Below are 16,524 nucleotides of genomic sequence, written 5' to 3' on the forward strand. Positions count from 1 at the left end.
TTTTATGGAGCATGAAAAATGCCTGAACTTAATGAAGAGCAGGGCAAGTACCTATTCTCACTATCCGCCGTGGACATTGTTCCTCAGGTTGAGGGGGATAAGAAGCGAACCTTTAAAGGCACGGCTTACGGTGGTGGTCGTGTTGATGGTCACTGGTTTTGGGGTCGAAATGGTGTTGTTTTCGATCTTGAAGGAATTGAGATTTCAACCCCAACACCTTTACTAGAAGAGCACTTCAGTACCAGTCGTGTCGGTGTAGTGAAGGAAGTCGGTATCAATCAAAACATCACAGTGACTGGCGACTTTCTCCGCAATACGAAAGCGCGTGAAGTAGTAGATGATGCAGATGATGGTTATCCGTTTCAGATGTCCATGTTCATTGATCCTGGTTCTGTTGAAGAAGTAGGGCAAGGGGTGAATGTTGTTGTAAATGGACAAACCTTCACTGGACCAGTCGCAGTATTTCGAAATAACCGTATCCGCGAATTTACGATCTGTTCAACAGGTGCGGATCGAACAACCTCGGTAAATGCATTCTCAGCAAAACCCGGTACAACAAATCAACCTACAGAGGACACAGAAGTGACCGAATTAGAAAAGGCGCAAGCCCGTATCCAAGAGCTAGAGACTAAAAACTCTGAGCTTGAAGCCCAAAACAAGCAGTTTGCTGCAGCCAAGCGTGAAGCAGAAATTACTGCTTTAGGTAAAGATCTGGGCAAAGAATTTAGTGCGGAAGATATTACCGAGATGAAGGCATTAGATGACTCTGCATTTGCATTCTCAGCTAAACAACTTCGTCAATTCTCAGCAGGTACTCAGCCAGCAGCTGGTCAGCAGCAGCAACATATTCCATCACACTTTCAGCATTTGTTTACTCACCAAGCTACAGGTGGTCAGGGTGGGCAAGGGCAAGGCGGTAATCAAGGTTCAGCACTTGATCAGGCATTTAACCAATTTGCTGCAGCTCAACAAGGAGCAAAAAATTAATGAGCACAATTACTCAAACAATCACCACAACACAACTTGTAGTTGGGGATGGTGTTCGCACAGAAAATGCAAAAGTAAAAACGGGCACAGCGTATAAGCGCGGTGATCTGCTCAAGATTGGAACAAATAACTTAGCGGATCACCCTACAGTCACAGAAGGATCGGTAGGTGATTGGAATGCGATTGCAAATACAGATATGACTGTAGAGCAAGCAACCTACCATGCAGCGAATGGTCTAGAAATGCCGATCTATGTGCAAGGTGCATTTGATATTGCTGTAGTGACTGTAAACGGTACCCCATTAACAGTTGGTCAGTACGATGCTGTGCGTGCACAGGCATTGGTCAACAAAATCGAACTTCGTAAAGTATCAGGGAATTAATTCATGAGTCAGACATTTACATTTCAAAATGCACCTGTGGAATTGTTGGATATACCACAGTTGGTACTTCTTACTGATACAACCCAGAAAGTTGATACATGGCTAATGGATCGCTTCTTTCCACAACGTGTTTCGTACACGAAACAAGAAGTGCCAGTTGGTGAATTAAATACAGCTACTCCATTAGCACCATTTGTGACCCCGACGGCTGCAGGTCGACAGATTAAAGTTGGGGAATCAGGCAAAGTGAACTTCGTTAAACCTGCATACTTAAAGCCAATGATGACGGTTATGCCGAGTGAAGTACAAAACACTGCTTTGATTAGTCAATTGCGAAAATTCGGTGTCATTGCAACTGGTTCAAATCGTTTAAGTGACGCTGATCTTCTTTTGATTGACCAAGCACAAAAGGCTGTATATCTGCGTCAGTCTATTGAAAACCGTAAATTGCTGATTGCGCGTGATGTTTTGCTTTATGGCAAGACAACTTTCGCTTCTGCAGACTTTCCAATGTATGAAGTAGATTACGAGCGCAACGCTGCTTGTAATTTCGCTCCATTAATCAAGTGGGGGCAAGCTGGTGCTACACCTGTCAAAGATATTCAATCTATGATTGATTTGTCTGTGGAGCATTCAGGCACATCACCAAGTATGGCTCTGACGACATCAAAGGTGTACAACACCTTGATTAAAGACCCAGAGTTTAAAGAAAAGTTTATTGCACCGTATGCTGGTATTAACGTACCACTCACACCAACATTTGATCAGATTGATAAACCTCAGTTCCGTGGCACTGTTGATAATATTGAATTTTGGACGTATGACGTTAAGCACAGCATTGGTGGTGGTCAATCAGAGCGATTCATTCCTGAAGACTTCTTTGGCTTAATCTCAGATGCGAATGGTTGGATTGCACATTGTGCATTGCAGAACGTAGAAGCGTTTGGCCAAGCTTTAGAATTTTACCTAAGCCAATGGCAGGAAAAGAACCCATCTAGCATTCAAATGCTAGCTGAATCATCACCGCTCGCAGTCCCTAACAACAAGAACGGTCTTGTTGGTGGTCGTGGATTTGTATAAGGAATAAAGCATGCCAAAGTACATTGCAAAACAGTCCCTCGGTCACTTCCGACCAGGACAAGAAGTCAAAGGGCTTGAAGAAAAACATCTTCAGGCCCTTTTAGCATCTGGAGCTATTGAAGAAGAAAAAGCTCCAGAACAACCTAAGGCTGATGGTACTGCCACCCAGCTTGCAAGCCTTACTGCAGAAGTGGCAGAGCTGAAAGCAAATGAGGCAATCCTTATTGAAGGTAAGGATAAAGCCGACGCAGAAGTGGCAGAGCTTCAAAAGAAAGTTGAAGGCTTGGAAAAATCACTAGCCACAACTGAAGCTGCTTTAAAGAAAGCCACCGCCGAAGCCAAGAAAGCTACTACTGATAAGTAAGGTGACCCATGTACGCGACTGAAGCAAATCTAGTTGCGCGGTTTGGTGGTGAGATTGATGAATTGAAGTTGATGCATGCAAGTGTATCAACTGCTGTTCAGGATGCCTTACAAGACGCATCTGAAGAAATTAATGGGTACATCGGTGGTCGCTATCCTTTACCTCTTCCAAATGTGCCAAGCAACTTAGAGCGAATGGCGTGTGATATTGCACGCTATCGGCTTTATTTCCAGCAACCCACTGAAGAAGTGCGTAAGCGTTATGAAGATGCGGTAAGCTTTTTAAAGCTCGTTGCAACTAATAAAGCACATTTGCAAATTCAGAATGTGGAAACCAGCCAGATCGTGGATGACCAACCTAAAAACAAACCATCTACAGCCCCAGTAGGCACGACTTATACGGGTGGTGTCTTTGGTGACGATGTCCTTGGAAAAATGCCGAGCATAAAGTGAGGTGACGTATGCCAGGCGCATTAATTGAAATTCGTGCCGATGGTGAATCAGCGGTCTCAAAAGCTCTAAGTTTGTATGCAGACGTTGAAGAGCGTCAGTCCAGACTTTATGAGCGCATGGGTGCAGCCTTGGTGGAGAATATCCGCGAACGCTGGTCTCGTGGAGAGGGTTTATACGGCAAGTGGCCATTATCCGTAAGGGTGATGCGCCAAGGCGGTACCACGCTTCGTGACACATCGCGACTAATGAACTCTATCACCAACAATTCAATCAGCAATGGTTTTGAAGTTGGTACAGACGTTGAGTATGGTGCGATCCATCACTTTGGCGGTGAAGTCAAACATGAGGCTCGTCAAAACACGGTTTACTTCCGACAAAACCAAAAGACCGGTGTTGTCGGTAATCGTTTTGTACGTCAAACAAGATCTAACTTTGCTCAAGACGTGACCGTTGGTGCTTATACCGTGAAAATGCCTGCACGTGCTTGGTTGGGTTTAACTGTAGATGACGAGCAGGAACTCTTAAACATTGTTGAGGATGTTTTACTAGATGAGTGATGAAAATCTATATGCGGTACGAGATGAAATAGTAGCGCGCCTCGAGCAATTCAAGGATGAGTGGGGTGTAAAGAAAATATATACCCCTAAAAATCTAGGTGCGACGACTGAACTGTCTCAAATCACCCCCAACATCCAAGTTAATTTTCGCCGTACCAAAAGTGCAGGAGTGGTAAGCAAAGGCGATGCGCTAAAGCTGAAAGTGGTCTGGGAAGTGACAGCTTGTTGTAAGCATGCCGCCTCACAAGTGACAGATGGTTCTAAAGCTTTCGATATGGCTGGTGATTTAACCATTAAGATCATCAAGAAATTGAGTGGCTGGGAACCTGAATCCAGTGTAGAACCACTGATTTATATGAACACAGAGGAAGACATTTCTAAAAGCTGTGTCTACTCAACAGTGGTTCTAGAGTCCGAGCTATTCATTCAAACCGAACCTGATTAAGGAACCTTATGAAAACGCAATACAAAGCCTTAAAGCCGATTGGCCCATGGGTGAAAGGTCAAATTGTGGGTGATCTACCACAAGAAAAAATTAAACAGCTTTTAGAAGATGGCGTGATTGAAGCAATCAAGCCTGAGGTAAAAGCAGAAGTTAAACCAAAAACTAAAGAGGTGCCGGCGAATGGCTAAGAAGTACATTTCATTACGCGGTAAGTTCTCACTTGCCCCGATTGTTGAAGGCGTTGTTGGTGCCATGCGTGAACTTGGCAACATTCCTGACTTTACGCTTGAAATCACTGCTGACAAGATTGAGCATACCGAGTCAATGTCGGGTGATGATACGACCGATTTAGTGCTATACAACACTACAGCGGTTTCGTTTAGCGGCACACTTGAGCAGGTTGATGCTGATAACCTAGCATATATCCTGTCAGGTAAAAATGTCGCAGTCGCGACCAAAACCGTAGCTGACCATGATTTAGGTGCGGTCACGAAAGGTCAGAAGATTAAACTGGATGGTTTTAATCTAACTCTACCAACAGTGACTGATGGTGCATCACCCGCAGTTCCTATTGAATCAACGAAATATAAGCTAGATGCGGTTTATGGCACGATCGAGTTTCTTGATGATTTGCCAAAAGTTGTGATTGGTTATAAAACTGGAGCTGTGACACATACTACGATCGCATCTGATTTCGGTGCTGAATATGCATTGTTCTTTGAAGGTATTGATAAGATCAGCAAAGACAAAGTGTTCTTAGCTTTGCACCGTACAATTAAATCGCCCGATTCGAGCTTTGGCCTTATTCATGAAGAATTTGGTTCATACGAAATCAGTGGTGATGCCTTAGGTGATCTGACCAAAGATAAAGATGGTGCGCTTGGCTTATACGGTTACTACACCCAAATCCCTAAAGCAGCATAAACACATACAGGCACTTAAATAGGATGCAATAGGCATCTTTTTTTTGTGCCTGTACTTTTTGAGATTTCATCATGAATGATTTTTTTATCGCTTCAAATCGACCCGTCAAAGCAGGTGAGTTATCGGTGCACCAGCTGCAGATGCAAAACTTTGATGAGTGGTCGGGTGCAGCACAGGTCATTAAAGACTTTTTGAATAATCATCCAGATGGAACCACACAAATGATCTTTGATGCTCATTCGTTTGAATCGACACAATTGATAGCCTATTGTTTGCAACGCAGCATTGAACAGGTCATCGATCTATTTAAGAAACAGGGTGAACTCAATATTTTGTTATTGGATGCTGTGATCAATGTAAATGACGCATTCTTTTCCGAGCCAAAATCTAAACACCGGGACGATGTAGATCCGCGAAAAAAGAGTAGTTGGTTTGATGTATTTCAGCTTCTAGTATCCAATGGCCACTCACATGAAAGCATCATGCAAATGAGCTACGGTTCATTCCGACATTACCTTAAAGCATCTCAAAAAGCTGAGCGTATGAAGATGCGTAATTTAGCGATTGCAACTCGAGCGCAGAACGCTATCAATAAGAAGTTCAATGAATTCATCAAGAGTCTTGAGAAAGAACAGTAACTTTCACATTGTGCTGTGAATTTTAGCAGGTTATGATTTAACCAATTATAACGAGGGGTAAATTCATGAAAAAATTAATAATTACAGCTGCTTTGATGTCTGTTTTTACATTAGCAAATGCGAATTTAGCAGGGGCAAGCATTAACGGTAAACAAGTTCGCAAAGGTCAAAGCTATGGCGAAGTCGTTGCAGCCGCAGGCCAGCCAGTATCACATTTTGATTATGTTAAAAACGTGGGTGGTAAAGACGTTTCAGTGCGTGAATTAAGCTATGTCGATGGTAGTAAAACTTTCACTGTTGTAATTGAAGATGGCAAAGTTACTACTATTCGCAGTGGGCGTTGATAAGAACACTTAGATTTATATTGGTTGATAAAAAAGTTCGTCAAAAGTACTATGTCCAAGATTTTTAAAAACAAATAAGAGGGTGCAATGGGTAGCTATATTGAAGAGAATTTAGCAAGAGATGAAAAAATAATCATTAAGGCGCAAGTTACCTGGCTATCACAGTTTTGGTATCTATTATTTGGTGGGCTACTTATCCTATCCGCACTTGGTTCTAAAAGCGGGGTTCCTGTTTTTATTGGGTTAATCTTGATTGGAATTGCTGCGGTACATGTTTTAACAACAGAATTAGCGCTTACTAATCGTCGAATCATTGCAAAATCAGGTTTGATTCGCAGAAACACAATTGAGCTAAAGGTAAATCGCGTTGAAAGTTTGGGTGTAAGTCAAGGCGTGCTTGGGCGAATTTTCAATTTCGGCTCTATTGTTGTGAAAGGCACTGGTGGATCTCATGCGCCAATCCCATACATTGCTCGCCCAATGGAGTTTAGACAACAGGTGAATAATTTCCTTGATGAGCTGGATGATAAAGATAAGCAAACTTCTTAAGTAAAAAGCACCTTAGGGTGCTTTTTTATTGACGCTCAGCATGTTTTGCAAAGTATTTTCATCAATCATTATGGCTTTAATTATTCGATCAATTGCTTCCTCAAATGAAGGATTTTCTCTATCAGCTTGTTCAGCCAAAATACCTGCAATGACAGCTAAAAGCATTCTCTTATATGGGTCGGATGCAACTAATCCCGAAGTAAAACTTTCTTCTAGTCGAGCAACCATTTCAGCACTTTGTGAGCGGTTATTTTTTTCCGCGGATTCTTCAATTTTTTGTTTTAGTTCAGGCGGCACACGCAATCTAACTATTGTGTGATCAGTTTGATTACTCATTAAAACCTCAATGCCACAAATTGTGGTAAATATTTTGCGATAGGTATTTACATTACCACAAAGTGTGGCTATAGTTATTAAAAGCCACAAAGTGTGGCATTATCAGGAGGCACCATGAAAGAAGAAATTGTTTACGTAAAAGGGCGCTTAGATAGCGATTTGCATAGAGAACTTAAGGTGATTGCAAAAGAAGACAAAAGATCAATAGTTTATCTTTTGAATGAAGCAGTCAAATTACTGGTAGAAAAACACAAGAGTGCGAAAGCATGATTATCACAGACAACAAAAAAGCCCCTGAATCTTGGCGGAGTCGGAGCTTAATTGATGTCAACAACTTAAAGGAAAGTCAACATGACCACTATACAACAAAATCTTTTAAACCCAAATAGTCAACCTTTAGTTATTGGTGAATTTTCAATTCGTCAAGATGATGAAGGGCGTTATTGCATTAATGACTTGCATAAAGCTGGTGGTGGATTAGAGAAACACAAACCTTCTAATTTTTTACGAAACGAACAGACCAAAGATTTAATTCAGGAAATTGAGCAAAATATTATGATGCTCAAATCTGAGAATCATAATTCTGGTGCAATTAATGTAATTCGTGGGAGAGGGAAAGACCAAGGTACATATGTGGTAGAGGATTTAGTCTATTCGTACGCAATGTGGATTTCTGCTAAGTTTCATCTAATGGTAATTCGTGCTTATAGATCACAAGTAATGGAATGGATGATTGGCGGTAAGCAAACTATCTCACCAGAACAGGCTGGAATTCTCTATAACATTGTCCATACACGTGCAGGTGACAATAAAAACACGATTGTTCAAATGTGGAGCCGTTTAAAGAACCACTTTAAATATTCTGCAAGTTACCGAGAACTTCGTGCAATTCATTTTGAAGATGCTAAGCACTATTTGGAAGTGATGGATCTAAAGGTTAAGACTGAGAAGAATGAACCTAAGCCTGAAGCATTTAACTTAAATGAACATAATATTCAAGGTTTGGCTATTCATATGATATGGGTTTACAAATGGTGGAAGGAGTTTGGCCCAGCTATTAGAGCTCTTAGCCCAAGAATGGCAGGAGATATTCATGATAACTTTATTGATGGACATAGTTTTGCAACTCACTTCATTGATAAGCCAACCAGACTGGCGATTGATGAAAAAACAAAAGACTATCAGTGGCATGCAAGTTTTAAAGAAAAAATGGGACTAGATTTCAGTAAATAAGTATGAACCTCCTTCGGGAGGTTTTTTTGTTTAGTGGGACACGTATAAGAGAGAAATCACCTGTTGACACCACGTGATCTCATTGGGTTTTAAACCCTATTGACAAGTTTTAAGATTTAACCAAGCGAAGCCGACCTTAACAAGTCGGCTTTTTTAATGCCTGTTTGTTTTATTTGCATTCTGCACTCAGGCCTATCAAAACTCAAAAGGAGTTAATTATGAATGCTATGTTGAAACCAATTGAAATCGTGCGTGATGAAAATGGCGAACCCATGACAACCACGCTACAAATTGCTTTAGGTTTAGGTATCCAGCATGCCACAATCATTAAGCTTGTTCGAACTTATATGCCAGATTTTCAAGAGTTTGGCTTGGTCAGATTTAAAATCCAACCAAGATTAGAGGGTCAGCACGGTGGTGGTGATGTTAAGTTTGTTCCATTAAATGAGCAGCAAGCAACATTTCTCATGACACTAATGCGTAATAGTCCACGAGTAATTGAATTTAAAAAAGCCCTAGTAAAAGCTTTCTTTGAAACACGAGAATTTATTCGCTCTCAGGATTTAACATACAACAATATTCATAACAAATTATCGCTTCAATTAAACCTTGAAAAAGCAGATGCAAGTTTGGCTGGTCACATTCTTGGTAGTTATCGCAAAAAAAGGGATTTGCTGGTAACAGCAATTACTGATGTAGAGCGCCTTATGCAACCATGTTTATTCGAGAAATTAGATTAACACCATGCTGATTAACAAAACTTAAAGGGTCGCATTTTAAATGTGACCCTTTTTTGTATGTAGATGTTTGTGTTTAAAGGAAAACTCATGTCTGGAAAAAATCTAACTTTCAAATTAATCATGGATGGTGATAGCAAAGGCCTTGTAGCCGCTGCCAAGCAATCTGAAGCCGTTACTAAAAAGGTTTTTGACAGTATCAAAGCTGAAGCAGATCAGCTGAAGCAGGCAAGTACTGATACAGCTAAGGCTCTTGGGAGTATTGTCCCAGAGAAAAGCAAGGAATTGGCAGATGGCCTAACTAAATCTTTAAGCGGTGCAACTCAAATCATTCGCGATGCTGGAGATAACGCCAAAAGCGCTGCAAGTAACTTCACTGATTTTGGTAATAAGTCTGTAAAAGCTTTAGCATTCTTAAAATCAGATTTAGAAAAAGCGAAGAGCAGACTTGAGGCCTTTTCAAAAACAAAAGTCACCCCTACAGATATTGAGATTGCTCAAAAACAAGTAGATCAACTCGAAAAAGAAGTTCAACAGGCTGAAAGTGCATTTATTGATTTTCACACAGAAGTAGGTAAGGCAAATTCAAGTTTAAATAGTACAGAAACCACGGCACAAACTGCACAGAAAGGATTGAATGGTGCAAAGCTTGCTGTAAATGCGCTTGCTGGTGCCATGGCTGCACTGGGCGTTGGGCTTGGAATACGTGAATTAGCTCAAACTGCTGATACCTACACCAACCTTTCTGCACGTATCAATATTGCGACGAAAGAGGGTGGTGATTTTACATCGGCAATGGCTGGTGTACACCAAGTTGCGTTGATGACGAACTCCAGTCTTGATGCTACAGGCAGTTTGTTTACTCGTTTAAATGCTGTCGGTAAAGACATGGGGATGACCCAGCAACAAGCATTAGATTTAACTAAAACTGTTACTCAGGCCATTCAGATTGGTGGCGGATCAGCCCAAGCAAGTGAGGCAGCGGTACAGCAATTCATTCAAGCAATGCAGGGCGGTGTTCTTCGTGGTGAGGAATTCAACTCCATTATGGAGAATGGATTTGGTGTTGCAGAGGCTTTAGCAAGAGGCTTGGGTGTTACTACGGGTGAACTCCGTAAGATGGCCGAAAATGGAGAGCTTTCAGCAGAGCGAGTGGTAAAAGCTTTGCAAGGCCAAGCCAGTGAAGTTCAAAAGACTTACGATCAATTTCCAACCACTATCGGGAATGCTTTGCAGCGGATCTCAACCAGTTGGGAGATTCTGATTGGTAAAATGGATCAGTCTAATGGCGCATCAGCAACAGTTGCTGATTGGCTGGTCACTATTGCAGACAATATGGATATTGTTGAAACCATCTTGAAAGACATTGGCGAGGGTTTTGTTTGGGTGGGTGACCAACTCAAGAAGATTGACCCAGCTACGATAGAGGCTTTGAAAACTGCATTAAGTAGTGCTTATGAAACATTAAAAAATGCAGTAGCAACCTTTGGTAATGGATTTCAGGCGACAATAGGACAGCTCGATCTAATCCTTGGTAGTATCTTTGACTTTAATAGCGGTGTTGATGAAGCATTAGATAAAACCAATGGATTTACGAAGTTTCTTCAGGCGCTTAATGTCGCTTTGGGTTTTGTGAGTGATGGATTTAGTGCTATAGCAATTGTTGCCAACCTATTAACAGGCTTGTTTTACGACGTTGCATCAGCATGGTTAAACTTTAAATCAAAGTTTACTTGGGGTGATACAAAGCAACAAATCATCTCTGAGATGAATGAGATGGGGGTAAAAGCTCAAGAGTGGTACGACAAAGCCTCAAATGGTGCAACAAACTTTCAGTCGAAAGGGGTTGCTGCCATTGAAGAGATTAGCAAGACACAGAAGCAAAAGAACGCTGAAAGCTTGGCTGACTCAGAAGCAACAATGAATCAAATGCTTGCCAACCAGCAAACAGAAACCAATAGCAAAAAGGTCTCTGAAGCGGAAAAGTTAAGTGCTGTTCAAGCCTATGCAGAAGCCGCTATTAAAGCAAATGGCGGTGTAATGGATGGCGTGATGCAGGCTGACCTTATCACCAAGGGTTACATCGTCACTATTGATGAAGCTGGCAAAGTGAGTGTTCAGGCTGGTGTTAGTGCGGCACAGGCAGCAGAAAATGCAAAGGTTAAGGAGGAAGCGCTCAAGGTTGCCAAGGAGAATGTTAAAAAGGCAGACGAAGAATATCTGGCTTATCAGAAACAGGCAGCAATTGAGCGAGCAGCACTTGAACAGCAGATCGAGCAAGCCAAAAGAACTGGCGATTTAAATGCACTCGCATCTGCACAAACCTCGCTTGCTGGGATTGATACAAAAGAGGCTGAACTCGCTAACAACAGGACTACTCGTATTAATGAGCTGAATCAGCTTAATTCTGGTGCTGGTCAGGTTGTTGAGGGTGCAGCGGTTCGCGCCCGCAAAGCCGCTGCCGCATTAGGTATTGATCTTGATATAGCTTTAGGTCGGGTTTCTGAAAAGTTCGCAGCAGATCAAGTGCATTTGGATAATTACGCAAATGGATTTGATGAGCTAGGTTTAAAAGGCGAGCAGGCAACCAATGCACTTTACGCAGGTTGGGAAAAGTGGGTAGCGGGTGCTAAATCTCAAGTCGAGCTTGATGCAGCTAAAGCTAAGCTTCTATCGTTTGGCGAACAAGGCAAATTATCAACATCACAAGTTGAGATGGGCTTGCAAGCCATTAAGCGTGCTGGTCAGGAATTGCCTGCTGCTCTAAGCCCAGCTGAAGCCGCAATGGAGCGACTTGGAATTAAATCCAAAGAGCAACTCAAATTGGCTGCGGAAAATGCCTTAACTGACCTTGATACCGTAATGAAAAGCGGTGAAGCAACTCAAGAGGGTTTGCAAAAAGCTTACGAGGAAACTGTGCGACTGGCTCAAGCATCTGGTAATGCCCAAGTCATGGCGGCTGCTAATGCTAAGGCGGCTTATTTAGGGCTTGAGGTTCAACTGGATGCTACTGGCAAAGCCACAGTCACTAAACTGGGTGAGATCCAGCAAGCCGCTGTTGCTACTCAGCGTACTGTAAGTCAAGTAAGCCAAGCGACTTCACGTGAGCAACCCGAGATCAGTCCTGAACAACAAGCCACCAATGACCACTGGGATGACTTCAAAGCCAAGATGAAAGCGCGTACTGATGAGCTGAATGCCAAATCACAATCACGCGGCTCAGGTGGAGGTAATGCTTCATTACTGTCGAATAGTAGTGATTCAACTCAGCAAATCTCTGCCGTGCCTGATGCTCCACTTATTGCGACTAGTCTTGATATTCAACCAATGGAAGGTATGGAGACAAAGCAAAGTGTGGAAATCAAAATTGATATGGGAACAGGGCAGACAGCGACTGTATCAGCGGCACCCGATCAAGCCACGGCTCTTGAGGAAATGATGCGAGAACTTGAAGCAATTAAAGGAAGATCGTAATGCGATTAACACGAAAGTCGACCAGAGAAACCATCCAACTAGAGGATGGTTTTTTTTGGTCTGATGAAAACTGGTCTGAGATCGAGCAGAACCAGGAGTATGCCATTAGTGGTGCCTTGATTATCCAAGAGGGGCGTAAGCAAGCAGGTCGCCCCATCACATTGCAGCCTGCTAATAAATCGAAAGGTTGGATCAAGCTGAGCGAACTGAATACGCTTCGTTTATGGCAGAACTTGCAGGAGCAATTTACGCTTCAGTTTGAATGGCCACATGACCAGCGTGTATTCAATGTGATTTGGAATCATAAAGACGGTGCATTGGAAAGCTCCACAGTCAAAGGCACCCCAGCAACATCACTTGATACTTATTTTAACGTCACTATGCGATTCATTGAGGTAAGCGATGCCAATTGAAACCAGTAATTTAAAGCTCCTTGAGTCTGAACGCATTCGTACAGATGCTGAAGATGGTGGGGGTAAATACTCAGGCCGTGAAATTGTCGATGGTCAAAGTAATAATCTGTTCAATGATATTTCTGAGATGGATCGCACCACAGGTCGTACTTCTATCCAAAAGATCTATGCTGCGGTGGATACAGCCGATACAGATGCCTTAATGGGTGCGACGGTATTCATTTCTCAAAATGCGCAAGATCCCAATGTCTCTGCCGTGTTATTTAGTACAGATAGCTGGACGGATGAGCGTTCGAGCGCTCAAAATCGGATTGAAAACTATTTGGCCAAAGGTGCACAGATTGCAGGTACACCTTTAGATACGCATTGGAAAGGTATGAAGTCTCTACAAGTGGCCATGTTTCCCCAAGAGTCTGAAACATCGATCGGTAAGTCAATTGTATTGATCTCGAGTGAAGGTAAAGACCTAGAGATTGAGCAATTCTTGCGGATCACCGAGGTGTCTACACGTACAGCATTTATGGTTGTTGACCAAAAGCAAGTGGAATATAAGATTGCCACTTATGGCCTGAGTGATGCGTTGAAAGCTGATTTTGTGGGACTGTCTGCAAAGCAATGGTATGGCGGCGAAAAGAGTACCACCATCATCCGTGACACCATTGTGGCGGATACAGGCAAGTATTACTCCAGCGCGAATCTCAAAGAAGATGCACAAGTGGGTGACTATTCTGTAGTTGCAGAGGATGTTTATACGCAGTTGGTTCCCTCTGCACAGACTGAAACCCCTATGGTGAATATCAATGCTGCAGGTGACTCTGTGGCTCTGGTGAAAGCCAAGAATGGTATCCTGAGCAAGACTTTTAATAATGTCACCATTAATACTGTGTCGAGCTTATATCTCGGCTCATCAGTCATGCCGAAGTCAGTAGAGTTTACTTTATTTGGTTCAGTGATTAGCGACGTCGGTGGTGAGCTTAAAAATGCCGCTGGTACATCCATTGGCACCATCAATTATCAAAATGGATCTATGGTTTGGAATGCAAGTGCGGGGACAGGGACCACTAATTTAACGATTGATTTTATGCCGGCGGCTGCGGTGACTGGACCAGTTGAGTCTGATCTGATTTATGTCAATCAGGAGAACATCGGTTTTAACTGGATCCGTAATTTGGTTCCGTTGCCATCACCGGGAAGTTTGCAAGTGTCGTACTTGGTGCAGAATCAGGTCTACACGCTTCGAGACAATGGTGCAGGGCAATTACGCGGTGCTGATTCATCATTTGGTTCAGGCAGTATTGATTATGATACAGGTACTATGGCACTTACTACAGGTGAACTTGCAGATGTCGGTAGTGCAATCCTGATGACATGGAGCAATATGATTACGGCTCAGGAGCGCTCAGGATTAACCATTAACAAAGCCTATGTTCAGATCCCTGTAAACGATTCGATTGTGGCAGGCACTTTAACTGTTGGTTGGTTGTTGAATGGCGTCGCCAAGGCAGCAACCGATAACGGCCAAGGGCAATTCACAGGGGATGCCACAGGCACCATTGACTATGCGGATGGTATAGCGAAGCTGATGCCAACCTTGTTACCCAATGGCGGTACCACGTTTGATGTATCAGGTCAGAAAGGCACTAAGTCTTCAGTTCAGGTGACTGCGGTACCGACCAGTGGCAGCATCTCAATTGAGTTGGACAATGGATCTGCGGCACTCATTCCTAAGTCTATAAAAGTACGTGTACCCGTCAAGTATATGAGCTACACAGGTGAGGTTGAGCTGCGCGATATGCCGATTGATGCCTCTACAGGACGTTTAATCAATGGTGCAGGTCAGCAACAGGGCACGATCAACTATGCGTCTCGTACCATGAATATCACCCCAATCACTACACTTGAAGCGATCGAACGCGAGAAGATTATGCAGCCTTTTTATGGCAAATATAATACCTCTCAAGAAGCGATTGCTGCAGGTATGTTGGGGATGACCATTAAGTATGAAAATACCAGTGAGACACATACCTTAAGCCTGAATGAAGTAGCGACTGCGGTGACAGTGAGTGTCTCGTATCGTGATAGTTCTGCGGCTCAATCCTGGTCGGATACCATCATTGGTTCTGTTATAAAAACGGATTTAACAGAAGGCTTTGCTGAGCAGATTCTTGCAGGTTCGGTTCGCTTTACACTGGCTGATTCAACCTATGTTGATAAACTCGGATCGCTTTACCGTAATCCCTCAGTGACCACGGGTGCGGGAACGGTAGCTGGCCAGATCCACTATGGAAATGGTGCGGTCGAGTTATCCGCTTGGGATGTAGGTGGTGCGAATAATCCGACCTTAGAGACCTTGGTGACGCAATTGGAAAGCGTTCAGACTAACCAAGTCTCATACCGTGCACCGATGATCCCGATCCGGGCGCAGTCCTTAACTTTGTCCGCCACCAAGGTAGAAGGCGGAGTATTGAGCATCACACCTGATGGCTCAGGTACCATTGATACAGCAGAGTGTGATGGCTTCTTTAACTTTGATCAAGGCTATGGCCAGTTTGTTTTTCGGCAAAAGATTGAAGTGACTTCTGCCAACCGTGCTGAAATTATGGCGCAGGACTGGTATGTGGCAGAGTTGGAATATACCAAGGGTGGCAAGCAGTGGATTCACAAGCCCATCATGGTCCTGCCTGAAACCATCAAATACAGCGCAGTCGGTTATAGCTATATCCCGATTGATGCTGAGTTGCTGGGCCTATCTGCAGTACGTTTACCGATTGATGGTCGAGTTCCAATTTTCCGATCGGGTGAGATTGGGATTGTGAGTGCAAGTAAGTCGCAGGAATTACCAGATTATATTGCTGGCCAAACCTATCCATTGAATGATGCGCGGATCTCCTGGTGCGAACTTGAAGACGCAGACGGGATTAAAATTCCATTTGATCTATACACAGTGGATTATGACTACGGCAAAGTGACTTTAAACGGTGATTTTGCCTTAGGTAATTTAACTGGACCAATAACAGCCAAGTACCGTTATCAGGACATGGGTTTAGTTCGTAGCGTCAAAATTAATGGTCAAGTGACCTTCACTAAGCCACTGACACACCACTATGATCCAGCCCATACCATTGTAGGCTCAGTATTGGTTATTGGCGATATGCGAGCTCGCTATACACGTAAGTTTGTACAGGCGACGTGGGATAGCATTTGGAAGGATGAGGCGGTGGGTGCAGCCATTTCAGCCAACTACAACGACACTCTGTACCCGATTGATGTTACTAACAAGGGCAACATTCAAGAGCGCTGGGCGATAGTATTTACCACGAATGATGCATTTCGAATCATTGGTGAAACTTCTGGCCAGATCGGAACTGGAGTGCGTACTGAAGATTGTTCCCCAATCAATCCAGTCACCAATGCGCCTTATTTCAGCATTAAAAAAGAAGGTTGGGGCAATGGCTGGGCGAGTGGCAATGTACTGCGTTTTAATACCGTTGCAGCCAATCATCCCATTTGGGTAATTCGTACAGTCAAGCAATCGGAACCTACCGTATTGTCTGATTCATTCCAAATCATGCTACGCGGTGACATTGACCGAGTTGCCTAATCTTAAA

At 43.1% G+C, this 16,524-nt stretch carries 19 protein-coding genes; 18 read left to right on the forward strand and 1 reads right to left on the reverse strand.

All coding sequences use genetic code 11. The features are described from left to right. Positions 1-18: 18 nt before the first annotated feature. From ACG9ZB_RS07370 to ACG9ZB_RS07425, 12 genes are all read left to right on the forward strand, one after another. A complete protein-coding gene (locus ACG9ZB_RS07370) occupies positions 19-987 on the forward strand; it encodes a hypothetical protein (protein WP_419325174.1) in 969 nt (322 codons plus the stop codon). Further along, positions 987-1,370, forward strand: coding sequence for a hypothetical protein (locus ACG9ZB_RS07375; RefSeq protein ID WP_078425823.1), 384 nt, complete (start codon positions 987-989; stop codon positions 1,368-1,370). The genes ACG9ZB_RS07370 and ACG9ZB_RS07375 overlap by 1 nt, the downstream gene beginning before the upstream one ends. A gap of 3 nt (positions 1,371-1,373) precedes the next feature. Further along, positions 1,374-2,450 (forward strand): major capsid protein, encoded by a 1,077-nt coding sequence (locus ACG9ZB_RS07380; RefSeq protein WP_419325175.1) that lies wholly within the window; start codon positions 1,374-1,376, stop codon positions 2,448-2,450. A 10-nt stretch (positions 2,451-2,460) separates the two neighbouring features. Beyond that, complete coding sequence (locus tag ACG9ZB_RS07385) at positions 2,461-2,814, forward strand: hypothetical protein (RefSeq protein WP_419325176.1); 354 nt, start codon at positions 2,461-2,463, stop codon at positions 2,812-2,814. Between the two features lie 8 nt (positions 2,815-2,822). Further along, a complete protein-coding gene (locus ACG9ZB_RS07390) occupies positions 2,823-3,266 on the forward strand; it encodes a gp436 family protein (RefSeq protein ID WP_419325177.1) in 444 nt (147 codons plus the stop codon). Between the two features lie 8 nt (positions 3,267-3,274). Next, positions 3,275-3,823, forward strand: coding sequence for a phage virion morphogenesis protein (locus tag ACG9ZB_RS07395; protein ID WP_419325178.1), 549 nt, complete (start codon positions 3,275-3,277; stop codon positions 3,821-3,823). Beyond that, positions 3,816-4,268: a phage tail terminator protein gene (locus ACG9ZB_RS07400; RefSeq protein WP_151837119.1), complete on the forward strand. Its 453-nt coding sequence runs from the start codon at positions 3,816-3,818 to the stop codon at positions 4,266-4,268. Before ACG9ZB_RS07395 ends, ACG9ZB_RS07400 begins: the two co-directional genes overlap by 8 nt. A gap of 8 nt (positions 4,269-4,276) precedes the next feature. Beyond that, the gene (locus ACG9ZB_RS07405; protein WP_062034617.1) at positions 4,277-4,456 is read left to right on the forward strand and encodes a hypothetical protein; all 180 of its coding nucleotides are present in this window, start codon (positions 4,277-4,279) and stop codon (positions 4,454-4,456) included. After that, positions 4,449-5,192 carry a hypothetical protein gene (locus ACG9ZB_RS07410; protein ID WP_419325179.1) on the forward strand — a complete coding sequence of 248 codons (744 nt, stop codon included), beginning with the start codon at positions 4,449-4,451 and terminating at the stop codon, positions 5,190-5,192. Before ACG9ZB_RS07405 ends, ACG9ZB_RS07410 begins: the two co-directional genes overlap by 8 nt. A gap of 71 nt (positions 5,193-5,263) precedes the next feature. Beyond that, complete coding sequence (locus ACG9ZB_RS07415) at positions 5,264-5,830, forward strand: hypothetical protein (RefSeq protein ID WP_419325180.1); 567 nt, start codon at positions 5,264-5,266, stop codon at positions 5,828-5,830. A 65-nt stretch (positions 5,831-5,895) separates the two neighbouring features. Further along, on the forward strand, positions 5,896-6,174 hold the full coding sequence (locus ACG9ZB_RS07420) for a hypothetical protein (protein ID WP_348923770.1): 279 nt from the start codon (positions 5,896-5,898) through the stop codon (positions 6,172-6,174). Positions 6,175-6,261: 87 nt separating this feature from the next. Continuing rightward, positions 6,262-6,723, forward strand: a complete 462-nt coding sequence (locus ACG9ZB_RS07425; RefSeq protein ID WP_058869399.1) for a PH domain-containing protein — start codon at positions 6,262-6,264, stop codon at positions 6,721-6,723. Between the two features lie 12 nt (positions 6,724-6,735). Here the strand turns inward: ACG9ZB_RS07425 and ACG9ZB_RS07430 are convergent, their stop codons facing one another. Next, entirely contained in the window at positions 6,736-7,059 is a 324-nt protein-coding gene (locus ACG9ZB_RS07430; RefSeq protein ID WP_419325181.1) for an Arc family DNA-binding protein, read from the reverse strand. 114 nt (positions 7,060-7,173) lie between these two features. Between ACG9ZB_RS07430 and ACG9ZB_RS07435 the strand changes: the two genes are divergently transcribed. From ACG9ZB_RS07435 to ACG9ZB_RS07460, 6 genes are all read left to right on the forward strand, one after another. Further along, entirely contained in the window at positions 7,174-7,329 is a 156-nt protein-coding gene (locus ACG9ZB_RS07435; RefSeq protein WP_279701939.1) for a hypothetical protein, read from the forward strand. A gap of 81 nt (positions 7,330-7,410) precedes the next feature. Beyond that, positions 7,411-8,292, forward strand: coding sequence for a KilA-N domain-containing protein (locus ACG9ZB_RS07440; RefSeq protein ID WP_419325182.1), 882 nt, complete (start codon positions 7,411-7,413; stop codon positions 8,290-8,292). Between the two features lie 218 nt (positions 8,293-8,510). Next, the gene (locus tag ACG9ZB_RS07445) at positions 8,511-9,032 is read left to right on the forward strand and encodes a Rha family transcriptional regulator (protein WP_419325183.1); all 522 of its coding nucleotides are present in this window, start codon (positions 8,511-8,513) and stop codon (positions 9,030-9,032) included. 87 nt (positions 9,033-9,119) lie between these two features. Next, positions 9,120-12,503 (forward strand): tape measure protein, encoded by a 3,384-nt coding sequence (locus tag ACG9ZB_RS07450; RefSeq protein ID WP_419325184.1) that lies wholly within the window; start codon positions 9,120-9,122, stop codon positions 12,501-12,503. Beyond that, positions 12,503-12,916 (forward strand): hypothetical protein, encoded by a 414-nt coding sequence (locus ACG9ZB_RS07455; RefSeq protein ID WP_419325185.1) that lies wholly within the window; start codon positions 12,503-12,505, stop codon positions 12,914-12,916. The genes ACG9ZB_RS07450 and ACG9ZB_RS07455 overlap by 1 nt, the downstream gene beginning before the upstream one ends. After that, positions 12,906-16,517, forward strand: coding sequence for a hypothetical protein (locus ACG9ZB_RS07460; RefSeq protein WP_419325186.1), 3,612 nt, complete (start codon positions 12,906-12,908; stop codon positions 16,515-16,517). Before ACG9ZB_RS07455 ends, ACG9ZB_RS07460 begins: the two co-directional genes overlap by 11 nt. Positions 16,518-16,524 lie beyond the last annotated feature (7 nt).

Source organism: Acinetobacter johnsonii, from assembly GCF_048551975.1.
GTDB classification, from domain to species: domain Bacteria; phylum Pseudomonadota; class Gammaproteobacteria; order Pseudomonadales; family Moraxellaceae; genus Acinetobacter; species Acinetobacter johnsonii_A.

Excerpts from the sequence above, each read along its gene's own strand:
- ACG9ZB_RS07370 (WP_419325174.1), top strand. The coding sequence starts at position 19 with ATGCCTGAACTTAATGAAGAGCAGGGCAAGTACCTATTCTCACTATCC.
- ACG9ZB_RS07375 (WP_078425823.1), top strand. The coding sequence starts at position 987 with ATGAGCACAATTACTCAAACAATCACCACAACACAACTTGTAGTTGGG.
- ACG9ZB_RS07380 (WP_419325175.1), top strand. The coding sequence starts at position 1,374 with ATGAGTCAGACATTTACATTTCAAAATGCACCTGTGGAATTGTTGGAT.
- ACG9ZB_RS07385 (WP_419325176.1), top strand. The coding sequence starts at position 2,461 with ATGCCAAAGTACATTGCAAAACAGTCCCTCGGTCACTTCCGACCAGGA.
- ACG9ZB_RS07390 (WP_419325177.1), top strand. The coding sequence starts at position 2,823 with ATGTACGCGACTGAAGCAAATCTAGTTGCGCGGTTTGGTGGTGAGATT.
- ACG9ZB_RS07395 (WP_419325178.1), top strand. The coding sequence starts at position 3,275 with ATGCCAGGCGCATTAATTGAAATTCGTGCCGATGGTGAATCAGCGGTC.
- ACG9ZB_RS07400 (WP_151837119.1), top strand. The coding sequence starts at position 3,816 with ATGAGTGATGAAAATCTATATGCGGTACGAGATGAAATAGTAGCGCGC.
- ACG9ZB_RS07405 (WP_062034617.1), top strand. The coding sequence starts at position 4,277 with ATGAAAACGCAATACAAAGCCTTAAAGCCGATTGGCCCATGGGTGAAA.
- ACG9ZB_RS07410 (WP_419325179.1), top strand. The coding sequence starts at position 4,449 with ATGGCTAAGAAGTACATTTCATTACGCGGTAAGTTCTCACTTGCCCCG.
- ACG9ZB_RS07415 (WP_419325180.1), top strand. The coding sequence starts at position 5,264 with ATGAATGATTTTTTTATCGCTTCAAATCGACCCGTCAAAGCAGGTGAG.
- ACG9ZB_RS07420 (WP_348923770.1), top strand. The coding sequence starts at position 5,896 with ATGAAAAAATTAATAATTACAGCTGCTTTGATGTCTGTTTTTACATTA.
- ACG9ZB_RS07425 (WP_058869399.1), top strand. The coding sequence starts at position 6,262 with ATGGGTAGCTATATTGAAGAGAATTTAGCAAGAGATGAAAAAATAATC.
- ACG9ZB_RS07430 (WP_419325181.1), bottom strand. The coding sequence starts at position 7,059 with ATGAGTAATCAAACTGATCACACAATAGTTAGATTGCGTGTGCCGCCT.
- ACG9ZB_RS07435 (WP_279701939.1), top strand. The coding sequence starts at position 7,174 with ATGAAAGAAGAAATTGTTTACGTAAAAGGGCGCTTAGATAGCGATTTG.
- ACG9ZB_RS07440 (WP_419325182.1), top strand. The coding sequence starts at position 7,411 with ATGACCACTATACAACAAAATCTTTTAAACCCAAATAGTCAACCTTTA.
- ACG9ZB_RS07445 (WP_419325183.1), top strand. The coding sequence starts at position 8,511 with ATGAATGCTATGTTGAAACCAATTGAAATCGTGCGTGATGAAAATGGC.
- ACG9ZB_RS07450 (WP_419325184.1), top strand. The coding sequence starts at position 9,120 with ATGTCTGGAAAAAATCTAACTTTCAAATTAATCATGGATGGTGATAGC.
- ACG9ZB_RS07455 (WP_419325185.1), top strand. The coding sequence starts at position 12,503 with ATGCGATTAACACGAAAGTCGACCAGAGAAACCATCCAACTAGAGGAT.
- ACG9ZB_RS07460 (WP_419325186.1), top strand. The coding sequence starts at position 12,906 with ATGCCAATTGAAACCAGTAATTTAAAGCTCCTTGAGTCTGAACGCATT.